This window comes from Streptomyces sp. NPDC018833 (assembly GCF_044390825.1).
Classification (GTDB): domain Bacteria; phylum Actinomycetota; class Actinomycetes; order Streptomycetales; family Streptomycetaceae; genus Streptomyces.
The window spans coordinates 132218-158113 of sequence record NZ_JBIRZM010000015.1; the positions used below are offsets into that span (position 1 = coordinate 132218).

The 25896-nt window shown below is 72.4% G+C and carries 17 protein-coding genes; 7 read left to right on the forward strand and 10 right to left on the reverse strand.

The window, feature by feature from the left end:
* Positions 1 to 134: 134 nt before the first annotated feature.
* The 3 genes from ACH5AF_RS26935 (at position 135) to ACH5AF_RS26945 (ending at position 4210) form a co-directional block, all read left to right on the forward strand.
* Positions 135 to 785 carry a S1 family peptidase gene (locus ACH5AF_RS26935; protein ID WP_398905098.1) on the forward strand — a complete coding sequence of 217 codons (651 nt, stop codon included), beginning with the start codon at positions 135 to 137 and terminating at the stop codon, positions 783 to 785.
* Positions 786 to 1361: 576 nt separating this feature from the next.
* Positions 1362 to 3716, forward strand: coding sequence for a GDSL-type esterase/lipase family protein (locus tag ACH5AF_RS26940; RefSeq protein WP_398904995.1), 2355 nt, complete (start codon positions 1362 to 1364; stop codon positions 3714 to 3716).
* A 293-nt stretch (positions 3717 to 4009) separates the two neighbouring features.
* On the forward strand, positions 4010 to 4210 hold the full coding sequence (locus ACH5AF_RS26945) for a type II toxin-antitoxin system VapB family antitoxin (protein ID WP_398904996.1): 201 nt from the start codon (positions 4010 to 4012) through the stop codon (positions 4208 to 4210).
* A gap of 92 nt (positions 4211 to 4302) precedes the next feature.
* Here ACH5AF_RS26945 and ACH5AF_RS26950 read toward each other — a convergent pair whose 3' ends face one another.
* Positions 4303 to 7071, reverse strand: a complete 2769-nt coding sequence (locus ACH5AF_RS26950; RefSeq protein ID WP_398905100.1) for a SpoIIE family protein phosphatase — start codon at positions 7069 to 7071, stop codon at positions 4303 to 4305.
* A 289-nt stretch (positions 7072 to 7360) separates the two neighbouring features.
* Positions 7361 to 8029, reverse strand: a complete 669-nt coding sequence (locus tag ACH5AF_RS26955; protein ID WP_398904998.1) for an ArsR/SmtB family transcription factor — start codon at positions 8027 to 8029, stop codon at positions 7361 to 7363.
* A 95-nt stretch (positions 8030 to 8124) separates the two neighbouring features.
* On the opposite strand from ACH5AF_RS26955, the gene ACH5AF_RS26960 reads away from it, so the two are divergent.
* Together ACH5AF_RS26960 and ACH5AF_RS26965 are read left to right on the forward strand one after the other, a co-directional pair.
* Entirely contained in the window at positions 8125 to 9483 is a 1359-nt protein-coding gene (locus tag ACH5AF_RS26960; RefSeq protein WP_398905001.1) for a rhodanese-like domain-containing protein, read from the forward strand.
* Positions 9480 to 10796: an MFS transporter gene (locus ACH5AF_RS26965; protein ID WP_398905003.1), complete on the forward strand. Its 1317-nt coding sequence runs from the start codon at positions 9480 to 9482 to the stop codon at positions 10794 to 10796. Before ACH5AF_RS26960 ends, ACH5AF_RS26965 begins: the two co-directional genes overlap by 4 nt.
* Positions 10797 to 11050: 254 nt before the next feature.
* Here the strand turns inward: ACH5AF_RS26965 and ACH5AF_RS26970 are convergent, their stop codons facing one another.
* Positions 11051 to 12124: an Lrp/AsnC family transcriptional regulator gene (locus ACH5AF_RS26970; RefSeq protein WP_398905004.1), complete on the reverse strand. Its 1074-nt coding sequence runs from the start codon at positions 12122 to 12124 to the stop codon at positions 11051 to 11053.
* A gap of 105 nt (positions 12125 to 12229) precedes the next feature.
* Here ACH5AF_RS26970 and ACH5AF_RS26975 point away from each other — a divergent pair, with 105 nt between their 5' ends.
* Complete coding sequence (locus ACH5AF_RS26975) at positions 12230 to 12763, forward strand: hypothetical protein (RefSeq protein ID WP_398905005.1); 534 nt, start codon at positions 12230 to 12232, stop codon at positions 12761 to 12763.
* A gap of 66 nt (positions 12764 to 12829) precedes the next feature.
* Here the strand turns inward: ACH5AF_RS26975 and ACH5AF_RS26980 are convergent, their stop codons facing one another.
* A complete protein-coding gene (locus ACH5AF_RS26980; protein WP_398905007.1) occupies positions 12830 to 14635 on the reverse strand; it encodes a protein kinase in 1806 nt (601 codons plus the stop codon).
* 188 nt (positions 14636 to 14823) lie between these two features.
* On the opposite strand from ACH5AF_RS26980, the gene ACH5AF_RS26985 reads away from it, so the two are divergent.
* Positions 14824 to 15969: an FHA domain-containing protein gene (locus ACH5AF_RS26985; RefSeq protein WP_398905008.1), complete on the forward strand. Its 1146-nt coding sequence runs from the start codon at positions 14824 to 14826 to the stop codon at positions 15967 to 15969.
* 199 nt (positions 15970 to 16168) lie between these two features.
* Here ACH5AF_RS26985 and ACH5AF_RS26990 read toward each other — a convergent pair whose 3' ends face one another.
* The 6 genes from ACH5AF_RS26990 to ACH5AF_RS27015 form a co-directional block, all read right to left on the reverse strand.
* The gene (locus tag ACH5AF_RS26990; protein ID WP_398905011.1) at positions 16169 to 18037 is read right to left on the reverse strand and encodes an ABC transporter ATP-binding protein; all 1869 of its coding nucleotides are present in this window, start codon (positions 18035 to 18037) and stop codon (positions 16169 to 16171) included.
* Positions 18034 to 19722: an ABC transporter transmembrane domain-containing protein gene (locus ACH5AF_RS26995; RefSeq protein ID WP_398905013.1), complete on the reverse strand. Its 1689-nt coding sequence runs from the start codon at positions 19720 to 19722 to the stop codon at positions 18034 to 18036. Before ACH5AF_RS26995 ends, ACH5AF_RS26990 begins: the two co-directional genes overlap by 4 nt.
* Complete coding sequence (locus ACH5AF_RS27000) at positions 19719 to 21314, reverse strand: AMP-binding protein (RefSeq protein ID WP_398905015.1); 1596 nt, start codon at positions 21312 to 21314, stop codon at positions 19719 to 19721. The genes ACH5AF_RS26995 and ACH5AF_RS27000 overlap by 4 nt, the downstream gene beginning before the upstream one ends.
* Before the next feature lie 34 nt (positions 21315 to 21348).
* Positions 21349 to 23454, reverse strand: a complete 2106-nt coding sequence (locus tag ACH5AF_RS27005) for a condensation domain-containing protein (protein WP_398905018.1) — start codon at positions 23452 to 23454, stop codon at positions 21349 to 21351.
* Positions 23451 to 25181 (reverse strand): carbamoyltransferase, encoded by a 1731-nt coding sequence (locus ACH5AF_RS27010; RefSeq protein ID WP_398905020.1) that lies wholly within the window; start codon positions 25179 to 25181, stop codon positions 23451 to 23453. Before ACH5AF_RS27010 ends, ACH5AF_RS27005 begins: the two co-directional genes overlap by 4 nt.
* 69 nt (positions 25182 to 25250) lie before the next feature.
* Positions 25251 to 25808, reverse strand: a complete 558-nt coding sequence (locus ACH5AF_RS27015) for an XRE family transcriptional regulator (protein WP_398905021.1) — start codon at positions 25806 to 25808, stop codon at positions 25251 to 25253.
* Positions 25809 to 25896 lie beyond the last annotated feature (88 nt).

Here is a 25896-nt window from a genome sequence, read left to right on the forward strand (position 1 = left end):
AGACACAGAAAGGCCGCCACATGATCGCAGCATTACGCAGAGCCGCAGTTATCCTTCTGGCCTTCTTCTCACTCACGCTGACGGTACAGAGCCCGGCTTCAGCCATTGAGAATGGCCGCACAATGATTGCCGCAATGCCCACCGGAGCCGCTCAATTCTACGTATGGAGGAACGGCGACTGGGTATTCACGTGCAGTGGCACCGTAGTAGGACCCAGGATAGTGCTGACCGCTGCACACTGCCTCGAAGCCGGCATGGACAGCTCCAAGTACCTTGTGCGATTGGGTGACACCAGCCGCGCCTCTGGTTACAGTATCCGGGTCGGCGCTCTCGCCACTCGATTCGACCTGGCCCTCGCATTCCTCAGAACTGACATATCCGCTTATCCGGGTGTGAAGCACGTCAACATCTCCGCCGGTGCCGACGGTGACATCAGAGCCGGTCAACGTGCAACCGTCTACGGCTGGGGGAAGACCAGCCAATGGGGTGACCTTTCCCGCGTGCTCAAGAATGCCGATGTACGCATCACAGATGATGCGGAAGATACTTATGGGGGGCCGGCATACCGGGTCTTCACCAGAGACGATGCGAGGATTCACAAGGGGGATTCCGGTGGCCCCATGATGAAAACTCTGCCCGACGGCCAAACGGTTCAAGTGGGGGTGATGTCAAAATCGGACGCACCGGTCGATCCGAGCTCGCCCTACGCAAAAATCGCCCGCTTCGACCCTGAAAACACCGAGTGGCTAGCTCGTCTGGGCGTTCCTCTCGACCAGGAATGGTAAACAGATAGCCTTTCCAATCTCAGGTCGCCGGCCCGACGGGAGCGCCGACCACTTCGAGGCGGGGAGCAACCTTGGTGACAGCCAAGAGCGCCTCGTCCCGGAGGGGACCACAGGAACCCGGTGACCGCCCCGCATGCCCCGGGCCCAGCGCCGAGGCAGGGCCCGCCGCAGCATCGGCCTGCGGCGGGCCCCCCGTCCATCCTTGCCGGCCGTGATCATGTGGGGCGGAGGCCGCGGAGCAAGAGCACCACCCCGCGCAGGTGGAGCCCAGCGGGCTCATCAGCCCCGCAGCTGCCACTTGGCGCCGCGCGCCGGCCCATCGGGCACCGCTGCCGGGGACCGGACGTGGAGGGCAAGGCGGGCGAAGCGAACGAGATGCCCCGCCTACGTGGTAGCGCCCGAGCCGACACGAGTTGGCATGCGCATGTTTTGCACTGATGCCGGAACAGTAATTGGAGGGGAGTCCGAGTGAGATCTTCGCGTTGTACTGCAGGTGTGCGTCACTTATGGCCGAGAGTCCGGTGGATGCGTCGGCGGAAGGGTGCACTGCGGCACAGGGCACTGCTGACGGTGGTCTTGGCGTTGACGACCGTGGCGTCATCGCTGACGGTGGTCGTGCTCACGCCGAGTGCGGCGCGCGCGGACTGGCTGGACCGCATGACGGTCGTCACCTGGAACATGCAGGGTGAGAGCGCAGGGGGGATTACCGGCGACAACTGGCAAAGAGTTCGCAGATATCTGCGGCAGGCCTCAATTGTGCTGCTTCAGGAGTCGGGCCCCGGTCCGGTGTCCAGCCTGCTCAACGAGCAAAACCGACGTATCCCATCGACCGTTCACTGGACGGTCGATGGGCATATGTACCAAAGCAGCGTGTGGAACCCGGAGACCGAGAGAACCGGAGGAGGGCCCTATTCGGTGACGTTCCTGCAGACGGACACCACCGGCGGCACGAATACGGGCGGCAGGGTCAACATCTCTGTCGTCAGCCGCGGTGTGCCGGACCAGGTGCGCGTGGTCAACAACCGTGTCCAGGCCGGCCGTAGTGCGCTGGGCGTACGGTTCGGCACGACCTGGTATTTCACCTTCCACGGCCTGTCCAGCGCCCGCAACGGCGGTGAGGGTGGCGGCGACTCCGCAGCCATGCTGGATACGATCGACAGAGCGGTAACAGCCTGGGAATCGGCGGACCTGACCTCCTACGACTGGGTGGTGGGCGGCGATTTCAACGTCACTCCGGCAACTTTGCAGAACCGTGCCGGAATGCCGCCCGCAGCGTTCTACAACTCCGGCCTGCCCACTCAGGCAACCGCTTTTCGGGAGCTGGACTACGTGGTTGCCGACCGCTTGGATCCCGGTATTCCGGTGCATCGGCTCTTGCGTGAAGGCTCTGACCACTGGCCGGTGCAGGTGGGCCTGGACCAACCCGTTCACCAGCCACCCTCACCGCCGGTGCCCACCACCGTGATGGCCACGGGGGACTCGATCACCGATGGGGTCAACAGTTCCACCGGTAACGGCTACCGCTACTGGTACTACGACAGTCTGACCGGGATCTCGGGGATCACGAAGAGATCAGTGGACTTTGTCGGCTCACAGCGGTCCGGTGACATGGCCGACCCCCACCATGAGGGTCATTCCGGCTTCCGGATCGACGAGATCGCCCGCATGACGGCTTGCTCGGTGCCGGCGCATCGGCCCAACCTGGTCACCTTGCACGCCGGCACCAACGACATGAACCAGGACCACCAGTTGGACACCGCGCCACAGCGGCTCGGCGCTTTGATCGACCAGATCCTGCGGGACGCGCCGGAGGCCACGGTGCTGGTTGCCACCTTGATCCCCTCCACCAAGGAGGGCATGCAGGCCAAGATCGACCGGTACAACGCCGAACTGCCCCGCATCGTCGACCGGCGCAGGGAGCAGGGCAAGCACGTCATGCTGGTCAACATGGGCGAGGTGACCACCGCCGATGTCGACGGCTCGCACCCCAACGACGACGGCTACCACAAGATGGCGAAGGCTTTTCTCGACGTCACCCATCTGGTGGAGAACGAAGGCTGGCTCACACCGCCTGTTGCGGGCACGGGACAACAGTGCGATCCGGACACCGCCGCGGGCCCGGGCTGGAACCCCCTGGGCGTCATCGCTTCCGGTATGACGCATCCGGAAGGCCGCACCGACCTCGTCGAACTCAACGGCGACGACCGCGCCGACTATGTGCGCATCACTCCCAACGGCGCCGTACGGGCCGCGCTGAACACTCCCGGCGAACCCGGCAAACCGAACTGGGTCGATGTGGACTCCGGCATACCCGCCGGCACCCCCGAAGACGGTGCCGGGCTGCGGTTCGCCGACGTCAACGGGGACGGACGCGACGACTGGCTGCAACTCGGGCCCAACGGTTCAGTCCTCGCCTTCCAAAACCGAGGCATCGCCAACGGCCGGTTCGACTGGTCCTTGGGCGAACCCATCGCCCCCGGGGTATCCGGGGCGACGCGCGAAGCCATCCGCTTCGCCGACGTCAACGGCGACGGCCGTGACGACTACCTGCGCACCGGTGATACCGGTGCCGTCCATGCCTACCTCAACACCGTCACGGACCACGGTCTCATCCACTGGGTGGAGCGGCTCAACTGGGCTCCGGGGGTGTCCTACGGCTCGAGGGACAAGCTCCGCCTCGCCGACGTCAACGGCGACCGCAGGGCCGACTACCTGATGGTCGGCAACAACGGAGCCGTCCACGCCTACCTCAACAACGGCGGTGGAGGCGCCGGTGGGTTCACCGAGCGCACATACTTCGTGAACGACACCGGCTACCCCGGCGACAAGTCCACATTCCGCGACATCAGCGGCGACGGGAAAGCCGACTACGTCGTCGTCTACGACGGCGGATCCGTCCGCTGCTGGCTCAACCGAGGAGGAAACATCTGAGGTGAGGGAAGCGACGGCACACAACTGCACAATGACCTGACGGCCGGCCGCCCACGAGGAGGGCCAGGTACCGGAGTGCGTCCAGGTCCGCAAGTGTTCGTCGTCGGGATTCATACGCGCAGGATCGCACGAGTAGACGCTGCGCCTGGCGGCGGTGGGCCCGCTCGTTCCCGCTTGGTGACCGGGCCGGTGACTGGATTCTCGGGTCGAGGGCGAGCACGCCGTGGCCGGGGCAGCGACATCACGAGGTCAACCTCAGTAGAGTTCGGACGCAACACGACGAGGGGGATCCCGTGGCCAAGGTCGACATCAGTCTGGACGCTGAGCTGGTGGTGGAAGTGATGGTCCTGGCCGGGGTCGGATCACCCCAGGACGCCGTCGAGTTGGTGGTGCGCGACTACATCGCCCGCGGCCATCGCACCGAGGAGCGCACCGAACTCAAAGACCACAGGCTGCGCGAGGTCGAGGCCCGGCCGCAGGATCCTCAGGGCTGACCACTGAGCCGTCCGGGGCTCCCCGAGGCGGCCCCGGACGGGCCGCGCATCGCGGCACCGCGTCGGCGTCGGCAGTCGTCAGCCGTCAGCCGTCAAAGGGCTTCGTCAGGCCATTGGTCGAGCAGCGCGTCGCCCGGCCCGCCGGGTTCCGCTGCCGCGCCGTCAAGGAACTGTTCCGTCCAGATCACCTTGCCGGCGGAGGTGTACCGCGTGCCCCAGCGTTCGGTGTACCGGGCGACGAGGAACAGACCGCGGCCGCCCTCGTCGGTGGTCTTGGCCCGGCGCAGATGGGGTGAGGTGCTGCTGCTGTCGGAGACCTCGCAGATCAGGGTGCGGTCGTTGAGCAGACGGACGGTGATGGGTTCGGCGCCGTAGCGGATGGCGTTGGTGACCAGCTCGCTGAGGACGAGTTCGGTGGCGAAGCCCATCTCCTCCAGCCCCCAGTCCGCCAGGCGGCGGGCGCAGGCCCTGCGGACCCGGGCCACCGCCGCGGGGTCGCGGGGCACGTCCCACTGGGCGAACTTCGCGGGGTCGAGCCGACGCGTGCGGGCCACCAGAAGCACGATGTCGTCGCTGGGATGGGCGGGCAGCATGGTGTCGATCACCGCGGCGCAGGTGGCTTCCGGGGTGCGGTCGGGCCCGGCCAGGGCCCCGCGCAACGCCTCCCGGCCGGTGTCCAGGTCGCGGCCGCGGTCCTCGACCAGCCCGTCGGTGTAGAGCACCAGCCGGGAGCCCTCGGGCAGGGTCAGCTCAGCGCTCTCGACGGGCAGGCCGGCTCCCAGGCCCAGCGGGGGTGAGACCGGCACGGCAGGGAAGGTCACGGTCCCGTCGGGGTGGGCCACCGCGGGCCCCAGGTGGCCGGCGGTGGCGGCGGCCACCCGCCCGGAGACGGGATCGTAGACGGCGTACAGGCAGGTGGCCCCGCTGATCTCCTGCCCGCCCCGTTCCTCGGCGGCGGCCTCGTCGGCGTCGAGGTGGGCCACCAGCTCGTCCAGATGGCTCAGCAGCTCCTCGGGCGGCAGATCCAGGGTGGAGAAGTTGTGTACGGCGGTACGCAGCCGGCCCATGGTGGCCGCGGCGTGCAGACCGTGGCCGACGACGTCGCCGACCACCAGGGCCACGCGGGCGCCGGACAACGGGATGACGTCGAACCAGTCGCCGCCCGCCCCGGCCTGGGCCGGCAGGTAGCGGTAGGCCACCTCCAGGGCGTTCTGCTCGGGCAGACCCCGCGGCAGGAGACTGCGCTGGAGCGTGACGGCCATGGTGTGCTCGCGGGTGTAGCGGCGGGAGTTGTCGATCGCGACGGCCGCCCGGGCCGCCAGCTCCTCGGCGAGGGACGTGTCCTCCTCTTCGAACGGTGGGGAGGCATTCGCCCGCCAGAAGTTCGCCACGCCCAGCAGCGTGCCCCGCGCCCGCACAGGGACCGTGATCAGCGAGTGGATGCCGCGCTCCAGGGCTCGCCGGCCGCGCTCGGGCTCCTGGTCCCGCCAGCCTTCCGAGGTGCGCAGGTTCGCCTCCAGAACCGCCCGGCCGCCGGCCACCCCGGCGGAGACGGGGCTGGTGGGACCGAACCGGATCAGCTCGCCCACGGGGAAGAGCGCATGGTCGTCTCCCAGGCCGGCGGCCGCGGCGCGGCGCATCTCGGTGCGCTCCTCGGCCGGCTCCTCCCCCCGCAGGACCGGGTCCAGCAGTTCCACGGTGACGATGTCGGCGAAGTGGGGGACCGACACCTGCGCCAGCTCCTCGGCGGTGCCCGTCACGTCCAGCGTGGTCCCGATCCGCATCCCCGCGTCGTAGAGCAGCTTCAGCCGCTCCCGCGCCACTTCCGCACGTCCGGTGACCGCCGCAAGCTCCGTGGTGTCCCGCAGCGTGACCACGTTGCCCGCCTGGACCCCGTACGGGGCCGTGGGCCGTTTGTTCACCGCCAGCAGCCGGTCCCCGGCCGGATGCACCGCATCCGTGACCGGCTCGCCCGACGCCAGCAGCCGCGCCGTGTCCGTGTCGAGGCCCAGCTCCCCCACCCGCTGCCGTTCCGCGTCAGCCGGCAGGTCCAGCAGTCGCCGCGCCTCGTCGTTGGCCAGCACCAGCCGCCCGTCCACGTCGATGATCAGCACGCCTTCCCGCACCGCGTGCAGCACCGCGTCGTGGTGCTCGTACATCCGCGTCATCTCCGCCGGGCCCAGGCCGTGCGTCTGCCGCCGCAGCCGCCGGGTCACCAGCGCGGTCCCGGTGGTCGAGAGCGCGAGCGTCGCGGCGCCGGCGCCCAGGATGATCGGCAGCTGCCGTTCGACCAGGTCGGACACGTTCTCCACCGTGATCCCGGCGGACACCAGGCCGACCACCGAGCCGTCGGCGGCGGTCACCGGGACCACCGCCTGGACGGCCGCTCCCCGGCCCGAGGGCAGTGGCGGACCGCCTGCGCGCTCAACGGTCGTGCGGCCTTCCAGCGCCGGTTCGATGGTGCCGACGAACTTCTTCCCGATCTGCTTCGGGTCGGGGTACGTAAGGCGGATCCCGTCGGTGTCCAGGACGACGACGAAGTCCACGTCCGCCTTCTTCCGGGCCGCTTCGGCGCGTGGCTGCAGTGCGGCCGTCGGGTTCGCACTGTTCAGTGCCTCTGCCGTGCCCGGGGCGTTCGCGAAGGCCTCGGCCGCTGTCACCGACAGGCGCTCGGCCTCCCGTGCACTGGCCCGGTCCGCCTGGATGACCAGGGCGACCACCGCGGCCGAGACCAGTATCAGGACGATCACGACCTGGAGCACGAACACCTGCCCGGCGGCGCTGCGCAAGCTCAACAGGGAACGTTGTCCCGGCCCCGAACGACGCCGCGACGGCCGATCCGGGCGGCGGAAAAGCCGCATTCCCTTCATGGCCACTTTCTACATCGCTTTCCGCCCCGGGGCGACAGACCCGGCGGCCCCCGTGCCAAGGGCCGCGGCGCTGATCGGCAGCGTCGCTGTCAGCCGCAGCGCGCGTACGCCGGCCGGCCCGGTCCGGGAACGGGACCAAGGCGGGTGTGGCCGGTCATGTGGCACCAGGCCGACACGTCGAGTGGAGCGGCGGGGCCGGTCGTGATGACGTGAACGGCCGAGCCGGGGCTGCCTCGGCGATACGCGCACGCAGGCGGAGCAGGAGCCGGTGCGGCGGGGATCATGCGGCCCGCTCCGTCTCCACGGGCAGGTCGGCCAGCCGCCACTCCAGCATTCCGTCGGTCAACCGGACGGCCTTGCGGCCGCGCTCGTGCAGCAGGCGCACCGCGTCGTACGCGAGGACGCAGTAGGCGCCCCGGCAGTAGGCCACCACCTCCGCGTCGTCCGGCAACTCCGCGACACGGTCGGCGAGTTCCCCGACCGGGATGGAGAGGGCGCCAGGGATGTGCCCGGCGGCGTACTCCTCGGCGGGACGCACATCCAGGACGACGACCTCGCCCGCCGCCGCGCGGGCGAGCAGGTCCTCGCGGTCCACCTCTCCCGCCTCGTCGGTACCGAGATAGGCGGCGCGGGCCGGCTCGACGGCGGGCTGATGGAGCCGGGCGACCTGACGCAGCAGGGCGTACAGGGCGGCGACGTCGTCTCCGGCCAGCCGGTAGTGGATACGTACGCCGTCACGGCGGGTGGCCACCAGCCCGGCCTGCTTGAGGCTCTGCAGGTGTGCGGAGGCGGTGGTCAGGTTCAGCCCGGCGGCCTTGGCGAGGGCGTCGACGGTGCGCTCGCCCTGCGCCAGCAGGTCAAGCAGTTCCAGGCGCTTTCCGCTGCTCAGGGCCTTGCCCGTGCGGGCGAAGGCGTCGTACAGCGCGGCCTTGCGCGCGGCGTCTCCCATGACCGAACCCCTATCCTCCATAAATCCATGGAATATTGTATCTTGGAACGGGTGCGAAAGCGATCCGTCCCCTACCGTGGCACCTGGAGGACCTGATGGACTTCGCGGACGATCACCTGACACCGCTCGTCGACGAGGGGCTTGGCAACAGCGCCTATCTGATCGACCTGGGCGACGGCCGGGCGCTGGCCGTGGACGCGAGCCGGGACCTGCGCGCCCTGCGTTCCGCCGCCCAACGGCACGGACTCACGGTGGCCTTCGCCGCCGACACCCACCTTCATGCCGACTTCCTCTCCGGAGCGGTGCAGCTCGCACACGACGACGGAGCCGAAGTGCTGGCCTCCGCCGCCGGGCACCGGAGTTTCCGCCACCGCGGCCTGGGCGACGGCGACGAGGTCGACCTGGGTGGGCTGACCCTGCGGGCGCTGGCCACCCCCGGCCACACCGACGAGCACCTGTCCTTCCTGCTCCTGGACGGCGCCCGCGAGCTGGGCGTTTTCACCGGCGGCTCGCTGATCGTCGGCTCCGCCGCCCGCACCGACCTGCTCGGCGCCGACCGCGCCGAGGAGCTCGCCCGCGCCCAGTACCGGTCCCTGCGACGCCTGGCCGAACTGCCCGGCCAGGTGGCCGTGTGGCCGACCCACGGGGCGGGCTCCTTCTGCTCGGCCCCGCCCGGTGCCGAGCGCACCACCAGCATCGGCGCCGAGAAGCAGGCCAACCCGCTGCTCGCCGCGCCGGACGAGGACTCCTTCGTACGGCAGCTGATGGGCAGCCTCGGCTCCTACCCCGCCTATTTCGACCGCCTCGCGGAAGCCAACCGGCGGGGCCCCGCCGTTCTCGGCTCCGCCCCGGGGCTCACCCCGCTCACCACGGCCGAGGTGCGTCGACTGCTCGGCCAGGGTGCGCAGGTGGTCGATGTGCGTCCGGTCGCGGACTTCGCTGCCGGGCACATCCCCGGCGCCGTCTCCGTCCCGCTGCGCAACCAGTTCGCCACCTGGCTGGGTTGGCTGCTGCCCGACGACAACCCGCTGGTCTTCGTCACCGCGCCCGGTCAGGATCTGGCCGAACTCACCTGGCAGGCCCTGAAGATCGGTTACGAACGACTCGCAGGGCACGTGCCCATGAGTGCGTGGGCCGCCGACGGCGGGGACCAGGAGTCGATCGAGCTCATCACCGCCGGCCGCATGGCCGACCGCCCGGTCCTCGACGTCCGGCAACGCATCGAGCACACCGCGGGTCACATCCCCGGAGCGATCGGCATCGAGCTCGGCGAGCTGACTGCTCGTGCCGACGAGGCACCCGCCGGCGCGGTCGTGCACTGCGCTCACGGCGAGCGCGCCATGACCGCCGCCAGCCTGCTGCAGCGCGCCGGACACCGCGGCCTCGCGGTCCTGGTCGGCGGCCCCGCGAACTGGGCCGAAGCCACCGGCCGCCCCCTTCAGGCGGGCGCGTGACCTCCCCCAAGTTCTCGGCTCCGCTCGAACAGGGCGGACCCCCATCCGCCTCCCGAGGAGGCATCCGGCTCGGACTGCGCGCCAACCTCGCCCAGTTCACGCTGCTCGTCGCCGTCAACGCCCTGGTCGGCGGCATGCTCGGCCAGGAGCGCACCGTCCTGTCCCCACTGGCCGATCAGGTCTTCGGCCTCGATGCCTACACCGCCGCCCTGACGTACATCCTGGCCTTCGGCGCCACCAAGGCCGTCACCAACTTCTTCGCCGGCACCCTCTCCGACCGCTACGGCCGCAAACCCGTCCTGATCGGCGGCTGGCTGCTCGCCCTCCCGGTCCCGGCCATGCTCGCCTGGGGACCCACCTGGGGCTGGATCATCGCCGCGAACATCCTGCTCGGCACCTCCCAGGGCCTGACCTGGTCCACCACCGTCATCATGAAAATCGACCTCGCCGGGCCCGCACGCCGCGGGCTGGCCATGGGCCTCAACGAAGCCGCCGGATACGTCGCGGTCGCCGCCACCGCCATGGCGACCGGCGCCATCGCCGCCCACGCGGGCCTGCGCCCCGAGCCCTTCCTGCTCGGCGCCGCCTACGCCGCGCTCGGTCTGGGGCTGTCGGTCCTCGTGGTACGCGAAACCCGCGAGCACGCCCGCGCAGAGGCCGCACTCCACCCCGTACAGGACGTGGCCGTGACCGGGTTGACCACCGGGCAGATCGCCAAGCGGACGAGCCTCACCGACAAGGCCCTGTCCGCCGCCAGCCAGGCCGGCATGGTCAACAACCTCAACGACGCCCTCGCCTGGGGCCTCTTTCCCCTGCTCTTCGCCACCCACGGCCTGTCCATCGGCCGGATCGGCGCCCTGGCCGCCATCTATCCGGCCGTCTGGGGCGCGGGCCAGTTGCTCACCGGCTGGTGGTCCGACCGGATCGGCCGCAAACACCTCATCACCGCGGGCATGCTGCTCCAGGCCGCCGCCATCGCCCTCGTCGCCCTCGGCACCACCTTCGGCGTCTGGGCCGCCGCCCAGGCGCTGCTCGGCATCGGCACCGCCCTCGTCTACCCCACCCTGCTCGCCGTCATCGGCGACGTCGCGCACCCCGCCTGGCGCGCCCGCGCTGTCGGTGTCTACCGGCTGTGGCGCGACGGCGGCTTCGCCGTCGGCGCCCTGCTCGCCGGCGTCCTCGCCGACGCCTATGGCCTCACCACCGCCATCTGGGCCGTCGCCGCCCTCACCGCAGCCTCCGGTCTGCTCGTCGCGGTACGCATGTACGAGACCCATCCCCGGCCGGCATCCCCGCCTCCGGTGACCAGGTGACCGGAAGAGCGAGGTGGGCACCTGTCAGCACATGGCTGCGGACCTGTCGTTGCTCGACCGGCACGGCCGTCCTGCTCGTTGCTCGACCGGCACGGCCGTCCTGCGGCGCCGTTGTCCGGGACGACGAGACCCCGGCACGGAGAAGGACGCCGTCGATCTCGATGCCGGTGCGGGCGTGGCAGGGGATCCGGCGCCACCCGTCCGGCGGGGCCTGCCAGTTGGCCTGATGGGTCAGCAGCAGCAGAAGCGCGCCGTCATCTCATGTGGCCGACTCGGTGGGCTGCCGGTCGTGGGGGGAATCGTCGAGCGCGTTCCGCAAACGCCGGCAGGAGGAGCGGGCCGGCCCGCTTGGCGCGGCGCTGGACAAGGGCGGTCTCCATCCGACCGATGCCCGGCAGCGCGGCCAACTCGCCGGACAGGTAGTCGTACAGGGCACCGGTGTCACGGCACTGGACCATGGCGAAGACCGACGCCCGGCCCGTCATGACGGCGGCGAAGGCGACTGCGGCGTGCCGTGACAGCGCCCTCGTCACCTCGCCCAGCCGGGCAGGCGCCACCTCCAGCCACAGCAGCGCCTCCACCGGGAAGCCGAAGTGGGACGGGCTCACGTCCACCTCGAAATGCAGCACCCCGGCGGCCCGCAGCCCGGCGACGCGGCGGCGCACGGTCGAGGCCGACCACCCGGTGACGGCGGCCAGCCGTGCCACGTCCGCCCGGCCGTCCACGGCCAGTTCGCCCGCCAGTCGCGCCTCTGCCTCGCCCCAGCCGGACGCCTCCGCCAGGACTTCCGGGCCGTCCGGTGACTGCGGCACGGGGCCGAGAAGGGCAGCCTGTTCGGACGCGTCCAGCGCGCTGGTCCGGCCTGCCCAGCCGCCGACCCCGGCGACCGGGCGCAGCACGCAGCTCGCCTCGACGTCTCGTATCCCCGCGGTCCGGAGCAGGTGGTCGAAGAGCGGGCGTCCGCCGTCCGATCCCGTGACCGGCCCCGCGGCCGCGGTGCGGACCATGCAGGTCAGCCGCGTCCCGCCGGCGAGCGGGGCGATCCACGAGGTGTCGTCCCGCTGCGCGAGGGCGGCGGTCAGCGCGTCGGCGGCGTCCGGCGTGCAGTCGATGCGGACGAACCAGTCGAGCATGCCGATCCGCCGGCTGTCGACGAGCCCGACCACCCGGACCACCAGGGCCGACCGCAGCCGGTGGTAGCGGCGCGCGACGGTGCGCTCCGGGGCCCCGAGCACGGTGGCGATCCTGCTGAACGAGGCGCGCCCGTCGATCTGGAGGGCATGGATCAGACGACGGTCCAGCGCGTCGAGCGTGACGGATTGCGTCACCAGATCCCCCTCCGAAGTCCGGTCGCGTCCATCCCGGCGACTTTACAGCGCGCAAGGGAGCACCGGGCAGGACGCTGGCGGCGACCACCGCAGAAAGGGCAGACCATGGAACCGCTCGTCACACTCGTCGCCGTCACCGGCCTGCTGCTGCTCGCCGGGAGGCTCGGGGCCGTACGGCTCCGTCGGCCGACCGCCGCCCTGCGGGGCGGCCTGGCGGCCATGTTCACGCTCACCGCGGGCGCGCACTTCGTCGGGATGCGCGAGGAGATGGTCGCCATGGTGCCGCCGGCCCTGCCGGCCCCGGGCCTGCTCGTCACGCTGACCGGCATCGCCGAACTCGCCTGCGCGCTCGGGCTGCTGTGGTCGCGGACCGCCCGGGGCTCGGCCGCCGTGCTCAGCGCGATGCTGGTCGTGATGTTCCCCGCCAACGTGTACGCCGCCGGCGGCGACGTGCCCTGGTGGGACCGGCTCGGCCCACGGACGGCCATGCAGTCCGTCTTCCTCGCGGCCACCGTCACCGTGCTGGTCCGCCACGGCCGGGTGGTTGCGGGGACCTCGGCGGGGACCTCTGCGGGGACCTCTGCGGAACCCTCGCTCAGCTCCCCGCCGCCGCGACCGTCGCCGGGTCGAGGCCGATGAGGGCTCGCAGCACCTCGGCGCTCGGCTCCGGCTCAGGCAGCCACGCGCGCATCGCCGGCGTTCGGGTCAGGACATCTTCCAGAGGGTCACCTCTCCGAACAGATCGGGCGCCCCGTCGTTCTCCTGCACGTCGGTGATCTCCATCATCGCGAGACTGCCCTTTTCGGTGACGGTGCACAGCACCGATCCCTTGGCGAAGGCGTCGTTCATCTGCTTGTCGTTCAACTCTCCCGGCAGCGCATTGGCGTCGACCGCGGTCCTGCATTCCTCCGGTGTCCGGCCCGCGCTGATGCCGGTGGGGCTGCGGATGACCATCCCGTACGGGGTCGCAAGAAGGCCCGGCTGCTTGAAGATCCACTCGCTTCCCGAGGAATCGGTCCGGGAGGGGACGGCCTTGGGGAGGTCCAGGTCGAGGTCCGTGTAGCCCGTGGCCGGGTAGCGCATGGCGAACGGCTTCTTCGCGAAGACGACCTCGTATGTGGGCTCCTCAGGACCGGAGGTCCCGGTGCGCTCGGCGCCGTCCTGCGAGCTCTCGCCGGCGGAGGGGGTCCGCTGCGCGGAGTTGTCCGGTGCCCTGCCGCCTTCCTTGCCCTCGGTTCCCGACTCGTCGTTGGGCAGGAACGCCCAGACGGCAGCGACCACGGCGGCGGCAGCCGCCAGAGCCGCCCCGATCAGCAGCGGTTTGCGAGTGCGCCGGCCGGTGGCGGCCGCGGGGGATCCTCCGGACGGTGGGTCGGTTTTCGGTGTGGGAGCGACGGCAGGAGCGGAGGGGATCGGCGGTCCGGCCGGCCGGCTCGGTGGACGGTGCGGGTTGTGCCCCGGCGCCGGCGGCACGGTGTCGTGGCCGCCCGTGAACGCTGGTGCGTACCCGGGCGCCGGCGGCACGGTGTCGTCTGCCACGCCGGGCGGTGCGCTCGCCGCGGCCCCGATCCCCGCGCCATTCCGCTCCGGCCCGGGCTCCGTCGTGCCGATCAGCGCCGCCGACAACTGCTTTTCCCGCTCGGCGATTCCGGCTGCCACCGCCGCCGGGAGCCATCCGGTGAAGTCCCGCAGTGCCCGATCTCCCATCTCCTCGCACAGCGCGGTGAGTTCGGCGGGTGCGGGACGTGCCGCAGGCTCGGCGGCCAGGCAGCGTTCGAGCAACGTCCGCAGCGGCTGCGGATAACCCGACAGATCCGGCGGGCGCAGCTGCGTGTTGGCGATCTGTGTCGCCAGCGTGATCGCCCCCGAATCGCCGTACGGGTGCCGCCCGGTCGCGGTCACCGCGGCTATCAGGCCGAGCGAGAAGATGTCGGTTGCCGGGGTCAGGGACAGCCCGTTGGCGTGTTCCGGCGACATGAACTGCGGTGTTCCGATGAGTCCGCCGCTGCGGGTGAGCTGGGTGGCGTCGGCCGCCTTCGCGATGCCGAAGTCGATGATCCACGGCCCGTCCGAGCCCAGCAGGACGTTGCTGGGCTTCAGGTCGCGGTGGATCACACCGGCCGCGTGCACGGACCGCAGCGCTTCCGCCGCGCAGCCCATGAGTTGCAGGACGGCCGGCAGCGGCAGCGGGCCGTGGTCGGCGATGACCACGTCGAGCGGCAGGCCGGGAACATACGTGGTGGCCAGCCAGGGTCGGGGGCCGGTCGTGTCGTGATCGACGACCGGCACGATGTGGTAGCCGTGTACGGAACGGGCGGCGCGCGCCTCCTGCTCGAAGCGCCGGCGGAACGCGTCGTCCTCCGCATACTCCCGGCGGATGACTTTCAGGGCAATGGGCTGGTTGCCGCGCGTCGTCGAGAGGTACACCGCCCCCATGCCCCCCTCGCCGACCCTGGCGAGCAGCCGGTACCCGGCGACGCCCCTCGGGTCCTCGGGCTCCAATGGTCTCAAGTCAACTCCCCCGCAACGCTTTTGACGACACCGTCCCCCGCGGCGATGTTAGCGGCGCATCACTGAACGAGGGCGGCCTGACGAAAAAGACGTGCCGGTGTCCTGGCGCCCGTACAGTGGGTACGCCGCGCCTGACGGTCCTGCTGTCCGGAGACCGCGGGGCGCGGGATCCGTCTCCGGGGGGAGTCATGGAACAGCATCTGATCGGCTCGGCGGAACGCGCCGACTACCTCGTGGAGCTCTCCAACATCGTCCGTCAGAGGTCCATCGGCCCTCGGGCGTCCCGGTCGCTACGCCGCCTCGACCTGGTGCTGCGCGCACTGAGGGAACTGTCCCGTGACCCCGACGTCTCCGTCCACCTCGTCGCCGACACCAGTCTGCTGGGCGGTCACCGGGAGTTCGCCGATCCGCAGGAGGTGCTGCGGCTGCGCCGGTGGGTCGCCGACGGTCTGGTCGAGGAGGTCCCCGACGCCGACGAGCGCATCCTGGACCTGGCCCGCATGACCGGCACTCGCGTCGTCACCGGCGACCAGTACGTGGACCATCGCGTCGAGCACCCGTGGATCCAGGGCAACACCTGGCAGTTCCTCCGCCCGGAGCCCCGCCCCGACGGTTCCGTGCGACTCGTCGCCATGGACATGGGTGTCCGGTCGGCGGCGGAGATCTCCCGTCGCATGGAACTCGCCATGCTGAAGAAGCAGGGCCTCCTCGGCTCGGCCCGTACCCCTCTCACCGAGGTGATCATGCGGGCGTGGCGCTGCTCCGAGCCGCGCTGCACGCTGTACGACATCAGTCGGGGCGGCCGGATCCTGCTGCCCCGAATGCGCCACGGTCTGCCCACCTGCGAAGTGCACGGCACTCGGCTGGCCGACGAGGGCCCACGCCGCGGCTCCGCCCAACTGAAGGTGGTCGTCGACGGTGCCTGCGCGGCCCGCTACACCCTGGACGAGGGGTCCGAGGCGCACGTCGGGCGGCATCCCGGCCCGGACGGCATCGCTCTGCACGACCTGCTGTCCCCGACGACGTCCGCGCGGGTCAGCCGCCGGCACGTGATGGTCTCCGCTCGCTCCGGGACGCTGCTGATCCGCGACACGAGCAGTTACGGGACAAGGATTCGCCAGATGGGCAGCCGAGGCCGGCTCGGCCCCTGGGGGACCCTGCCGCCCGGGACGGAGCGCCCGTTCCGCCCCGGCGACGAGGCCGAACTGGCAGCCGGGGTGATCCTCACCCGCAGTGGCCGCCGCTTCCCTGCCGAGCTCGCCGACGCCTGGCGGACGGACGGCGCGCAAACGCCGCCACCCGCAGCCGCGGCCGCACCCACCCTCCCGGTCTGACGGACGCTTCCGCGAGTAGCCCCTGCCCGAACGACGCATGCCCGCAACGCACTTGGACACGAAGCCCGCGACGCCGGATCGCGACGGGCCTTCGGTTGCCGGCCGAGCCCCCGGCTGAGAGGGATCCCGGACCGTCGGCGGCGGCTGCCGCCGACGGCCTCGGTGACGCTCCGATCCCTTTCCGGGTGGACATCACCCGTCATTCCGGCAGGCCGGTGTTCCGGGTGGCGCCTGAGCGGTGGGCCGAGTCCCAGGAGTACCACAGGGCCGCGTAGGCGCCGTCGGCCGCCAGGAGCTCCTCATGGCTCCCGAGTTCGACGATCCGGCCGCGATCCATGACCGCGATGCGGTCGGCGTCCCGGACGGAGTCCAGGCGGTGGACGATCGAGATCACCGTACGGCCCTCGATCAACGCCGCGAGGGACCGCTCGACGCGGCGTGACGCGGTGGAGTCCAGCAGCGCGGTGGCCTCGTCGAGGACCAGCGCGTGCGGGTCGGACAGCAGCAGCCGGGCGAGCGCCAGTTGCTGGGCGGCGGAGGGGGACACCGGAGCGGCGCCGGGACCGATCTCGCTGTCGAGTCCGTCGGGCAGGGACCGTACCCAGTCTGCCAGGAGTACGGTTTCGAGCGCGCCTGCCAGCCGCTCGTCCGGCAGGGCTTCCTCGCCGTCGCCGCCGCGTGCCAGCGAGAGGTTGTCCCGGACGGTGCCGGTGAAGACGTGCTGCTCCTGGGTCACGAGCACGATCTCGCGCCGGAGTTGGCCCACTGGCAGGGTGGTGACATCCGCGCCGCCGATGCGTACGGTCCCCCGGGTCGGGTGGTGAACGCCCGCCAGCAGCTTGCCGAGGGTGGACTTGCCCGCGCCGGAGGCGCCGACCACGACCAGCCGTTCACCAGGGGTGATGTCGAGGTCGACACCGGAAAGGACCTCGCGGCCGGGTCCGTAGCCGAAGCCGACGCCTTCGAGCCGGATGGCGTGGCCCTCGGTGGGAGCGGTCAGCCGCGGCTCCTCGCGCGGCAGCCGCTCCACACCCAGGATCCGGCGCAGCGCCGCGTTGCCGATCTGGAGTTCGTCGGTCCAGGTCAGCAGGTCGTTCAGGGGCTCGCCGAGGGCCTGCACGTACAGCACCACCGCGGTCAGCTCCGCCAGCCCCACCGCGCCACGCTGGTAGGCGAGTCCGCCGACCAGCAGGGTGAGCGCCGTCGGGACCATGGTGGCGAGGTCCAGGCTCGGGAACCAGATGGTCTGCAGCCAGGTGGTGCGCTGCCGGGTGCGGACCACTCGGTCGACGGCCCCGCCGTGCCGCACCGTCTGACGCGGGCCGAGGCCGAGGGCCTCCACGGTGGCGGACCCCCGGGCCGTCTCGTGCGTGACGGCCAGGACGTCTGCCTCCTCGGCGAGCAGCCGTTCGTACGCGCGGGTCGCGCGCGGCCGGTACCACCAGGTGGACAGCACCGCGAACGGCACGCCGGCGAGCAGGCCGAGGGCGAGCAGCGGCGAGGTCAGCAGGATCGCCGCCACGGTGAACACCAGGGTGACGGCGGCCAGCGCGATGCGCGGGACGGCCTGCCGGATGCTCTCGTTGAGCCGGTCGGCGTCGGTGGTCGCGCGGCTGAGGAGGTCGCCGGTGCCGACGCTCTCCACCTCGGACAGCGGCAGCCCGAGGACCCGGCGGACGAAGTTCTCACGGGTCCGTGCCAGGACGCGTTCCCCGAGCAGGGTGGCCTGGGTGCGGGCCGCCCGGGCGAGCAGCGTGTGGCCGGCGAGGACGCAAACGAAGAGCAGGGCGAGCACGTCGACCCGGCCCGCTGTGGTGCCGACCTTGACCGACTCGACCAGGTGGCCCAGCAACCGGGGGCCGATGAGCCCCGCCACCAGCGCGGCGGCGAACAGCGCGAAGATCAGGACCAGTCGGCCGGCCTCACCACGGACGAAGGCGTCGGTCCAGGCGCGGACTTCGGCCCGGTCGGCGAGCGGCAGCCGCCCGGGGGTGCCGGGCGGGTCGGCCGGCGCGTGCACCGGGGCTGCGCCCGTGTCCGCGGCGGCCTGGGTGGGGGTCGTCGTCATGAGGGCACTCCTGCGGAGCGGTCGGGGCTGCCGGGGACGGGGTCCCCGTCGAGCCGGACCTCGTGGTCGGCGACGCCGCGCCACAGCGGGCTGTCGCTGAACACCACGGTGGTCCGGCCGGCGCGCAGCTCGGCCACCCGTTCGACGATCCGGGCCTCGGTGTGCGCGTCGACGGCGGCGGTCGGGTCCTCCAGCACCAGGACGTCGGGGGCCGCGAGCAGGGCCCGGGCGAGGACCAGGCGCTGGCGCTGGCCACCGGAGAGGGCCCGGCCGCCCTCGTCCAGGTACGAGTCCAGGCCGTCGGGCAGTGCGTCGATCACGTCGGTGGCGTCGGCGGCGAACAGCGCGTTGTCCAGCGCTTCGCGGGACCGGGCGGCCCCCGCGGTCAGTTCCTCCCGTACCGTGCCGCTGAACAGGGTGTCGGCGGGCCCGGACCGCACCACCCGGGCGCGCAGTTCGGTGACGTCCACCCGGTCCAGCCGGACGTCGCCCAGCAGCACGGGCGGGGTGTCGCCGAATCCGCCGGGGCGGGTGAGCCGGCCGGCGAGTTCCCCGGCGCGGTCGGCGGTGGCCATGATCACGGTGAGCCGGCCGGCCTCGGCGGTGATGCCGGTGTGCTCGTCGGCGAGGGAGAGGGCGCCGCGGGGCAGCGGTTCGGGGTGTGCGGGCTGGGTGGTCTCGGGAGTGAGGCGCAGGAGGGTGCAGAGCCGGCCGGCGGCGACCTTGGCCAGGCTCAGCGTCTCCGCGGCCTCGGTGGCGGTGCTCACCGGCAGGGTGAGGAAGGCCGAGGCACCGTAGAACGCGACCAGTTCGCCGACGGTGACGGTGCCGTTCAGGGCCAGGCGGGCGCCGAACCAGACGATGCCGACGGTGACGAGGCCGGGCAGGAAGACACCCGCCGCCTCGAGCCATGCCTCCATCCGGCCGGCGGACTCGCCGGCGCGGCGCACCTGCTGACTGGTGCGGCGAAAGCGTTCGGCGAAGCCGGCCTCGCCGCCGATGCCGCGCAGGATGCGCAGGCCGGCGACGATGTCGCCGGCCTGTGCGGTGGCGATGCCCATCTGCTCGCGCTGGGCCTCGTCGCGTTCCTGGAGCGGCCGCAGCAGGGGGCCGATGACGAGAACCGCGGCGGGGACGCCGATGAGCACGGCGAGCCCGAGCACGGGCGAGGTGGCGGTGAGGGCCACGGCCACGAGGACGGCGGCGATCAACGCGCCGACCGCGCGGCCGACGACCTCGAAGGCGTTGCCGATGCTCTCGACATCGGCGGCGGCCGAGGCGGCCACGTCGCCGGATCGGGCCTTGGCGCGCAAGGTGGCGCCGAGGCGGACGACCTGACGCAACAGCACCCGGTGGCTGTACGACAGCGCGTGCGCCTCGGCGCCGACGGCGGCCTGGATCAGGCCGGCGCCGGCGAGCGCCTGGAGAACGCCGAGGCCGAGCGCGAGCAGTGACCACAGGTAGAGGCCGGCTTGGCCGGCGCCCTGCCCGGCCTCGTCGATGGCCCGCCCGACGACGAGCGGGATCAGGGCGAGGGGGACCATCCAGAGGGTGCCGAGCAGGGCGCTGAGGACCAGTGGCCAGGGCCGGATCCGCGCCAGCCACCACAGGTAGGACCAGGGGCCCCGGGCGTCCACCTCCGGTACGGCGGCGGCTACCGATGCGTCGAAGAGCCGGTTGGTCACAGGTACCGGTCCCGGGTGGCGGCGCGGTCGACCTTGCCGGTACGGGTGTGCACCAGCTCGGGGACCGCGATGATCCGGTCGGGGACCAGATGGTCGGGGAGAGTAGCCCGCAGTTGCGCACGCAGCGCGGCGGGGTCGGCGGGGGCGCCGCCGCCGTCCTCCGCGGCGCCGTCGCCCGAGCCTGCGCCGTCGCCCCCGCCTGCGCCCTCGCCCGCGCCTGCGCCGTCGCCCGAGCCCTCGCCCGCGCCGCCGGGAGCGAGCACCACGAAGGCGACCAGGGCGATGTGCTCCCCCTTGACGTGCGCGGCGGCGGCGACCGCCGTCACGCCCGGGAGGCGGCCGAGTGCCTCCTCGACGTCCAGCAGGTCCACCCGGTGGCCGCGGATCTTGACCTGGTGGTCGATGCGGCCGTGGAAGACGAGGGTGCCGTCGGCGGCCTCGTGGACGAGGTCCCCGGTGCGGTACCAGCGGGCGGTTCCGTCGCCGAAGTCGGCCTCGACGAAGCGGGCCGCGGTGCGCGCGGGGTCGTCGAGATAGCCGGTGGCGAGCTGGGGACCGGCCACGACCAGTTCGCCGGGGCCGTCGGGCGCGTCAGGGCGGGGCACCACGGCTTGTCGTACGGACGGCAGCGGGCGGCCGATCGGAACGCCGTCGGGGAAGGGGCCGACGGCCCCCGGGCCGGCGAGGACGGCGCTGTGGGTGACGAGGGCGGTCTCGGTGGCTCCGTAGGTGTTGAGCAGCCGGACGTCCTCGGCACCGAGCCGCTGCCAGCGCTCCAGCATGTCCGGGCGGACGGCCTCCCCGCCGATGACGACGGTCTCGACGGTGCCGGGGAGTTTCCGGCCGCTCTCCAGCAGGTCGCCGGTGTAGATGTGCCAGTAGTCGACGGGCAGGTTGAGATGAGTGACCTCGTGGTCGGTGAGAACGCGGTCGAGGTCCGCCTCGCTGTCCTCGTCGAGGACGACGAGTCCGCCGGCCAGGAGGGTGGGCAGGATCTCCTCCAGGCTGGTGTCGCCGTCCGCGCGATGGAAGTTGAGGGCCACCGTGTCCGGGCCGACCCCGTACAGTTCGCGCAGGTGGGGCAGGACGGCGTGCAGCGCGCCGTGCGGGATCGCGGCGGCCTTGGGGGCGCCGGTCGAGCCCGAGGTGAAGAGCACGTACGCGGGGTCCTGGGCGCGCACGGGCTCGCCGCCGTATCGGACCGGGGTGCGGGAGTGGCCCCAGTTGGGGCGCAGGACGCGGTCCACGGCGGGCAGCCGGCCGGTCTCGGCGGTGGCGATCAACTCCCGGCAGCCGAGGGCGCGCAGGGCCTCGTCGGTGTGCCCGGCGGGTCCGTCGGCGACCGGGACGTAGCCGCGGCCGGCGGCGAGGGCGCCGAGGATCGCGGCGATGTCGCGGACGCTGTGGTGGACGACGATGCCCACGGGCGGGTACGGCCCGGGGGACCGGGTGGCGAGGAGTTCGGCCACCGCCCCCGCCCAGCGGGCCAGTTGGCCGTATCCGACGGTGACTCCGTGGTCGATGACCGCGGGCCGGTCGGGATCCGAGCGGGCGACGGCGAAGAAGGGGTCGAGCACGCTGGGCAGGGTCATGGCAGGCGTCTTCTCTTGTTCGTCCGTGGGGTGTTCAGCGGGTGCGGGCCTCGGGAGCGGCGGACTCGGCCGCCGCGGCGACGAGCGCGGTGAGGGCGGCCCGGTGGCGGGCGGCGAGTCCGCGTACGGTCGCCTGGTCGTGCAGGAGCGCGGAGTACCACCACTCGACGCGCAGCGTCTCGTCGTCGGTGGTGGCGATCACCTCGATGAGGTGCGGACGCACCCAGTGCGGGGCGGTGATGTCGCCGACCGCCTCCGGTGCCACGTCCGGCAGGAGGGTGCCCAGGGGCAGGGCGTCCGCGTCGTCGCCCTCGAAGTCGAAGGAGACGTCGCTGGGCGGGGCGGCCCGCAGCGCGGCGGAGATCCGCGGCCGGCCGTGGCGGGCGAGCGCGCCGTGGCCCACTCCGCCGCCGGGCAGGGCCGCGAGGTGGCCCACCGTCCGGGCCAGCCGTTCGGCCGGGGTGCCGGGAGCGAGGTCCAGGCGGACCGGGACGGTGGTGGTGAACCAGCCCGTGGTGCGGGCGAGATGGGTGCCGCCGACGGTTTCCTCGCGGCCGTGCCGCAGGATGTCCACCCGGACCGCCGGCTCGTCGAGCCAGTCGGCCAGCGCCTCGCCCAGGGCGTGCAGGACCAGGTCCCCGGGGTGGGCGCGGTGGGCGCGGGCCGCCGTGTGGAGGCGGGCGGTGAGGTCCGCCGGGAACTCCTCGCGGTGGGTGGCGGCGGTGGCGGCGGTGTTCGCGGCGCGAGGGTCGGCGACGGCGTGGTCCAGGGGGACGGTGGCGGGGGTACGGGCCACCTCCGTCCACCATTCGGCCTCGGCCTCCGCCTCGGGCGTGCGGGCGTGAGCGGCGAGCGCCTGAGCCCACTGAGGGTACGAGGTGCCCTCGGCGGCCCACACGTCGCGGCGGCCGGCTTCCAGGGCCGTGTACAACTCCTGAAGATCCGCGAGGAGGACGGACCACGAGACCATGTCGAACGCGAGCTGATGGACCACGATGAGCAGTCGGCCCGGGCGGGACGGGCCCGCGTCGAACCGGACGAACCGGGCCACGCGTCCCGCCTGCGGATCGAGGGAGCGCTGTTCGACTGCGCAGCGCAGGGTGACGGCGGCCGACAGTTCGGCGTCGGCGAGTTCGGAGATGTCCACGGTGTCGAGCACCGTGTCGAGGGTCGTGCCGGTCGGGCCGTCGGGGGCCGTGCCCGTCGGGCCGTCAGAGGCCGCGCCGGTCGAGCCGCCGAAGGCCGCGCCCGTGGGACCGTCCACGACCGCGCCGGTCGGGCCGTCCAGGGCCGTGCCCGTGGGACCGTCCACGACCGCGCTGGTCGAGCCGCCGAAGACCGCGCCCGTCGTGCCGACGAAGCCCGCGCCTGTGGAACCGTCCAGGGCCGTGCCCGTCGGGCCGTCAGAGGCCGCGCCGGTCGAGCCCGTCGGGCCGCCGAAGACCGCGCCCGTCGGGCCGTCCACGGCCGTGCCGGTCGAGCCGACGAAGCCCGCGCCTGTGGAACCGTCCAGGGCCGTGCCCGTCGGGCCGTCAGAGGCCGCGCCCGTCGGGCCGTCCACGGCCGTGCCGGTCAGGCCGTCGGGGGCCATGGCCGCGACCAGTTGCCGGGGCCGGCGGGCGGGGCGGGCCTCGACGGCCAGACGCAGGGAGGCGTGGCCGGCGACCAGGCGCCGGACGGCCTCGCCGAACAGCTCGGCGTCGAGGTCCGGCCGGGTGGTGAAGAGCATCGCCTGGTTCCAGTGGCCGCGGTCGCCGGTCTGCTCCTCCCAGGCCTGTTCCTGGGACGGGGTGAGGACGACCGGACCGTGGGCCGCGCCGGGCGGGGCGGCGTCGGCGGAGCCGCGTCGGGCGGCCCGCTCGGCGACGAGTTCGGCCAGGCGGGCCGTGGTCAGCCCTGGTGCGAACAGTTCGCGCAGTTGCACCCGGACGCCGAAGGCGGCCTCGATACGACGGGCGGTGCGGATCAGGTCGAGGGAGTCCACGCCGAGGTCGCGCAGCGGGGCCGACGCGTCGGCCGCCGGGGTGAGGACCGCCTCGGCGAGCCAGCCGGCGAGCCGGGTGTGGATCTCCTCGACGGCCGGGGTGTTCGGAGCGGGAGCCGGGTTCGTGGGGGTGTCCGGCCGGGCCGGGGCGGTCATGCGCCGCCCTCCCCGGGGGAGTCGGCGCGGCGTATCAGGAACGGCCCGAGGGCGAGGGCGTCCATGGGCAGCCGACGGAAGGTGGCGAGGGCGTCGTGCGGGCTGCACACGACCGGTTCGTCACGGCCGTTGAAGGAGGTGTTCATGATGACGGCAGTGCCGGTGTGCTCGCCGACCTCGCCGATGAGGCGGTGGTAGAGCGGGTCGACGCCGGCGGAGACGGTCTGCGGCCGGGTGGTGCGGTCGCTGTGGACCACGGCGGGCATGGCCTGGGCGCCGGCCTCGGTGACCGGGGTGGTGACGATCATGTAGGGCAGCGGGGTGGCGGTGCCGATGAGGGCCTCGGCCGCCTCCTCCTGCATGCTGGGGGCGAACGGGCGCCACGCCTCACGGTCCTTGATGCGGACGTTGACCCGGTCGCGGGTGGACTCGGGATCCGGCACGGCGACCATACTGCGGTTGCCCAGAGCGCGGGGTCCGCCTTCGGCGCGACCCTGGAACCAGCCGGAGACCCCGCCGGCGGCCAGGACCTCGGCGGTCGCAGCGGCGATGTCGGCAGGCTCGGAGTAGGCGGTGCCCGAGGCGTCCAGGACGCGGCGGATCTCGTCGGGGGTCCACTGCGGGCCCCAGGCGACCGAGCCCTTCATGGGCTGGATCCGGTCGCCTTCCCGGGCCGCGGCCCAGACCGCCGCGCCGAGCGAGACGCCCTGGTCGCCCGCGAGGGGTTGGACGAAGAGGTCCCCGACCTCGGGCATGCGCATGATCTTGCCGTTGAGGGTGGCGTTGAAGCCGACGCCGCCCGCGATCAGCAGCGTGGTCTCGCCGGTCTCCCGGAGCAGCCCGCGGACCAGGCCCATCACCGCGCGCTCCAGGGCGGCCTGGGCAGTGGCCGCGATGTCGCGGTACTCGAAGGGGTCCCGGTCCGTGACCTTGGTGTAGCGGCCGAGGCGGGGGTCGAAGCGGCGGACGGAGCGGTTGGGGGCGTCCGGGAGGGCCTGCTCCAGGTGCTCCAGCCAGTGCCGGATGGTCGCGGACTCCTCGTCGGTGCTGCCGGTGGAGCGCAGGCCGGGGGGGACGACGCCGATGGTGAAGTCCTCGTCCGTGAAGCCGAAGGCGTCGCCGAAGGTGAGGTCCTGAGGGGTTCCGTACGAGGCCAGGCCCATCATCTTGCCCGCGGCGTCGGAGCCGAGGCCCGCGTACTCGCAGACCGCGGCGTAGAAATAACCCAGCGACCAGCCGGGGGTGTGCGCGCGAAGGGTCTTGATCTCGCCGTCGATGCCGACGGCGAGCGTGGTGCTCTCGTTCTCGCCCTGGCCGTCCAGGACGAGGATCGCACCCCGGTCCCGCCCCGAGAGGTGGTAGGCGCTGGCGGCGTGAGCCAGGTGGTGGTTGACGAAGGTCAGCCGGGGATCGTGGGCGCGCGGGAACAGCGCCTTCGGCAGCAGGTGCTCCAGGGCGTCGGCGTCGCTGTCGAACCAGTCCAGGCCGCGATCCCGGAAGAGCGTGGGCAGGTCCCACCCGTGGGCGACGACATCGATGTCGTCCAGGGTGAGACCGCCTTCCGCGAGGCAGTAGGCAGCGGCGTGGAGGGGCGCCTCCCCGTAGGCGTGCTTGTTACGGGTGAAGCGTTCCTCCTCGGCCAAGGCGATGACTTCGCCGTCCACGACGAGGCAGGCAGCACCGTCGTGGCTGGCCCCGGGCCAGCCGTTGACTCCGAGCACACGCATGGTCAGTCCCCAAAGGTCGGTCAGGATCGTCCGGTTCCGCCTCCCGCCCCATGGGCGCTCGGCGTCCGGTCACGCCGACCGATCCTGTCGGCCCCCCGCGTTGTACACGACCTGCGCCGTTGTGCGGAGATCCGCGGCGAAGATCGCCGACGCGGCCTTGAGCACCTCGTTCGCCTGCCGCAGCTCCTCCACCTCGCCGCGCAGCCGGTGCAGTTCCGCCCGCTCGTCGCCGGTCAGGGCGTCCGCGCCGGGGGCGTTCGCGGCGGCGCGGGAGGTGCGGGAGCCCGGGGCGCCCTGCGGTGTCCGGCGGCGGCCGGGGGGCGACTGGGCAGGCGTCTGGACGGCGCGACCCGGCTGGCCGCGCGCCGGCGCGTCGCGTGCTTCCAGTTCGCTGCTGACGCGGTACCAGCGGCGCGTCCACAGCTCCAGATCGCCCCCGCACGCGGCCACATAGGCGAGCGTCACCTTCAGAGAGGGTTTGTGCAGCCCGCGGGCGGCCTCCGAGAGCGTGGCCACTGAGTAGTGGGCCTTTTTCGCCATGGTGCGGTAGGCGGGGTTGCCGGCCTGTCTCCGCAGCCTGCGCAGGTCGTGGGCGAATTCCTCCAGCGGTCCGGCTGTGGGGTCCAATAACCGCTCTGGCCTGGGCACTTATCCCCCTGGGTAATCGATTGTCCCGATGAATCGCACGTCTTTGTCTGCCGTACAACCGTGGTCA

What these genes read in the sequence shown, in the direction of transcription:
- ACH5AF_RS26935 (WP_398905098.1), top strand. Translation starts at nt 135, where the DNA reads ATGCCCACCGGAGCCGCTCAATTCTACGTATGGAGGAACGGCGACTGG.
- ACH5AF_RS26950 (WP_398905100.1), bottom strand. Translation starts at nt 7,071, where the DNA reads ATGCGGCTTTTCCGCCGCCCGGATCGGCCGTCGCGGCGTCGTTCGGGG.
- ACH5AF_RS26955 (WP_398904998.1), bottom strand. Translation starts at nt 8,029, where the DNA reads ATGGGAGACGCCGCGCGCAAGGCCGCGCTGTACGACGCCTTCGCCCGC.
- ACH5AF_RS26960 (WP_398905001.1), top strand. Translation starts at nt 8,125, where the DNA reads ATGGACTTCGCGGACGATCACCTGACACCGCTCGTCGACGAGGGGCTT.
- ACH5AF_RS26975 (WP_398905005.1), top strand. Translation starts at nt 12,230, where the DNA reads ATGGAACCGCTCGTCACACTCGTCGCCGTCACCGGCCTGCTGCTGCTC.
- ACH5AF_RS26985 (WP_398905008.1), top strand. Translation starts at nt 14,824, where the DNA reads ATGGAACAGCATCTGATCGGCTCGGCGGAACGCGCCGACTACCTCGTG.
- ACH5AF_RS26990 (WP_398905011.1), bottom strand. Translation starts at nt 18,037, where the DNA reads ATGACGACGACCCCCACCCAGGCCGCCGCGGACACGGGCGCAGCCCCG.
- ACH5AF_RS27000 (WP_398905015.1), bottom strand. Translation starts at nt 21,314, where the DNA reads ATGACCCTGCCCAGCGTGCTCGACCCCTTCTTCGCCGTCGCCCGCTCG.
- ACH5AF_RS27005 (WP_398905018.1), bottom strand. Translation starts at nt 23,454, where the DNA reads ATGACCGCCCCGGCCCGGCCGGACACCCCCACGAACCCGGCTCCCGCT.
- ACH5AF_RS27010 (WP_398905020.1), bottom strand. Translation starts at nt 25,181, where the DNA reads ATGCGTGTGCTCGGAGTCAACGGCTGGCCCGGGGCCAGCCACGACGGT.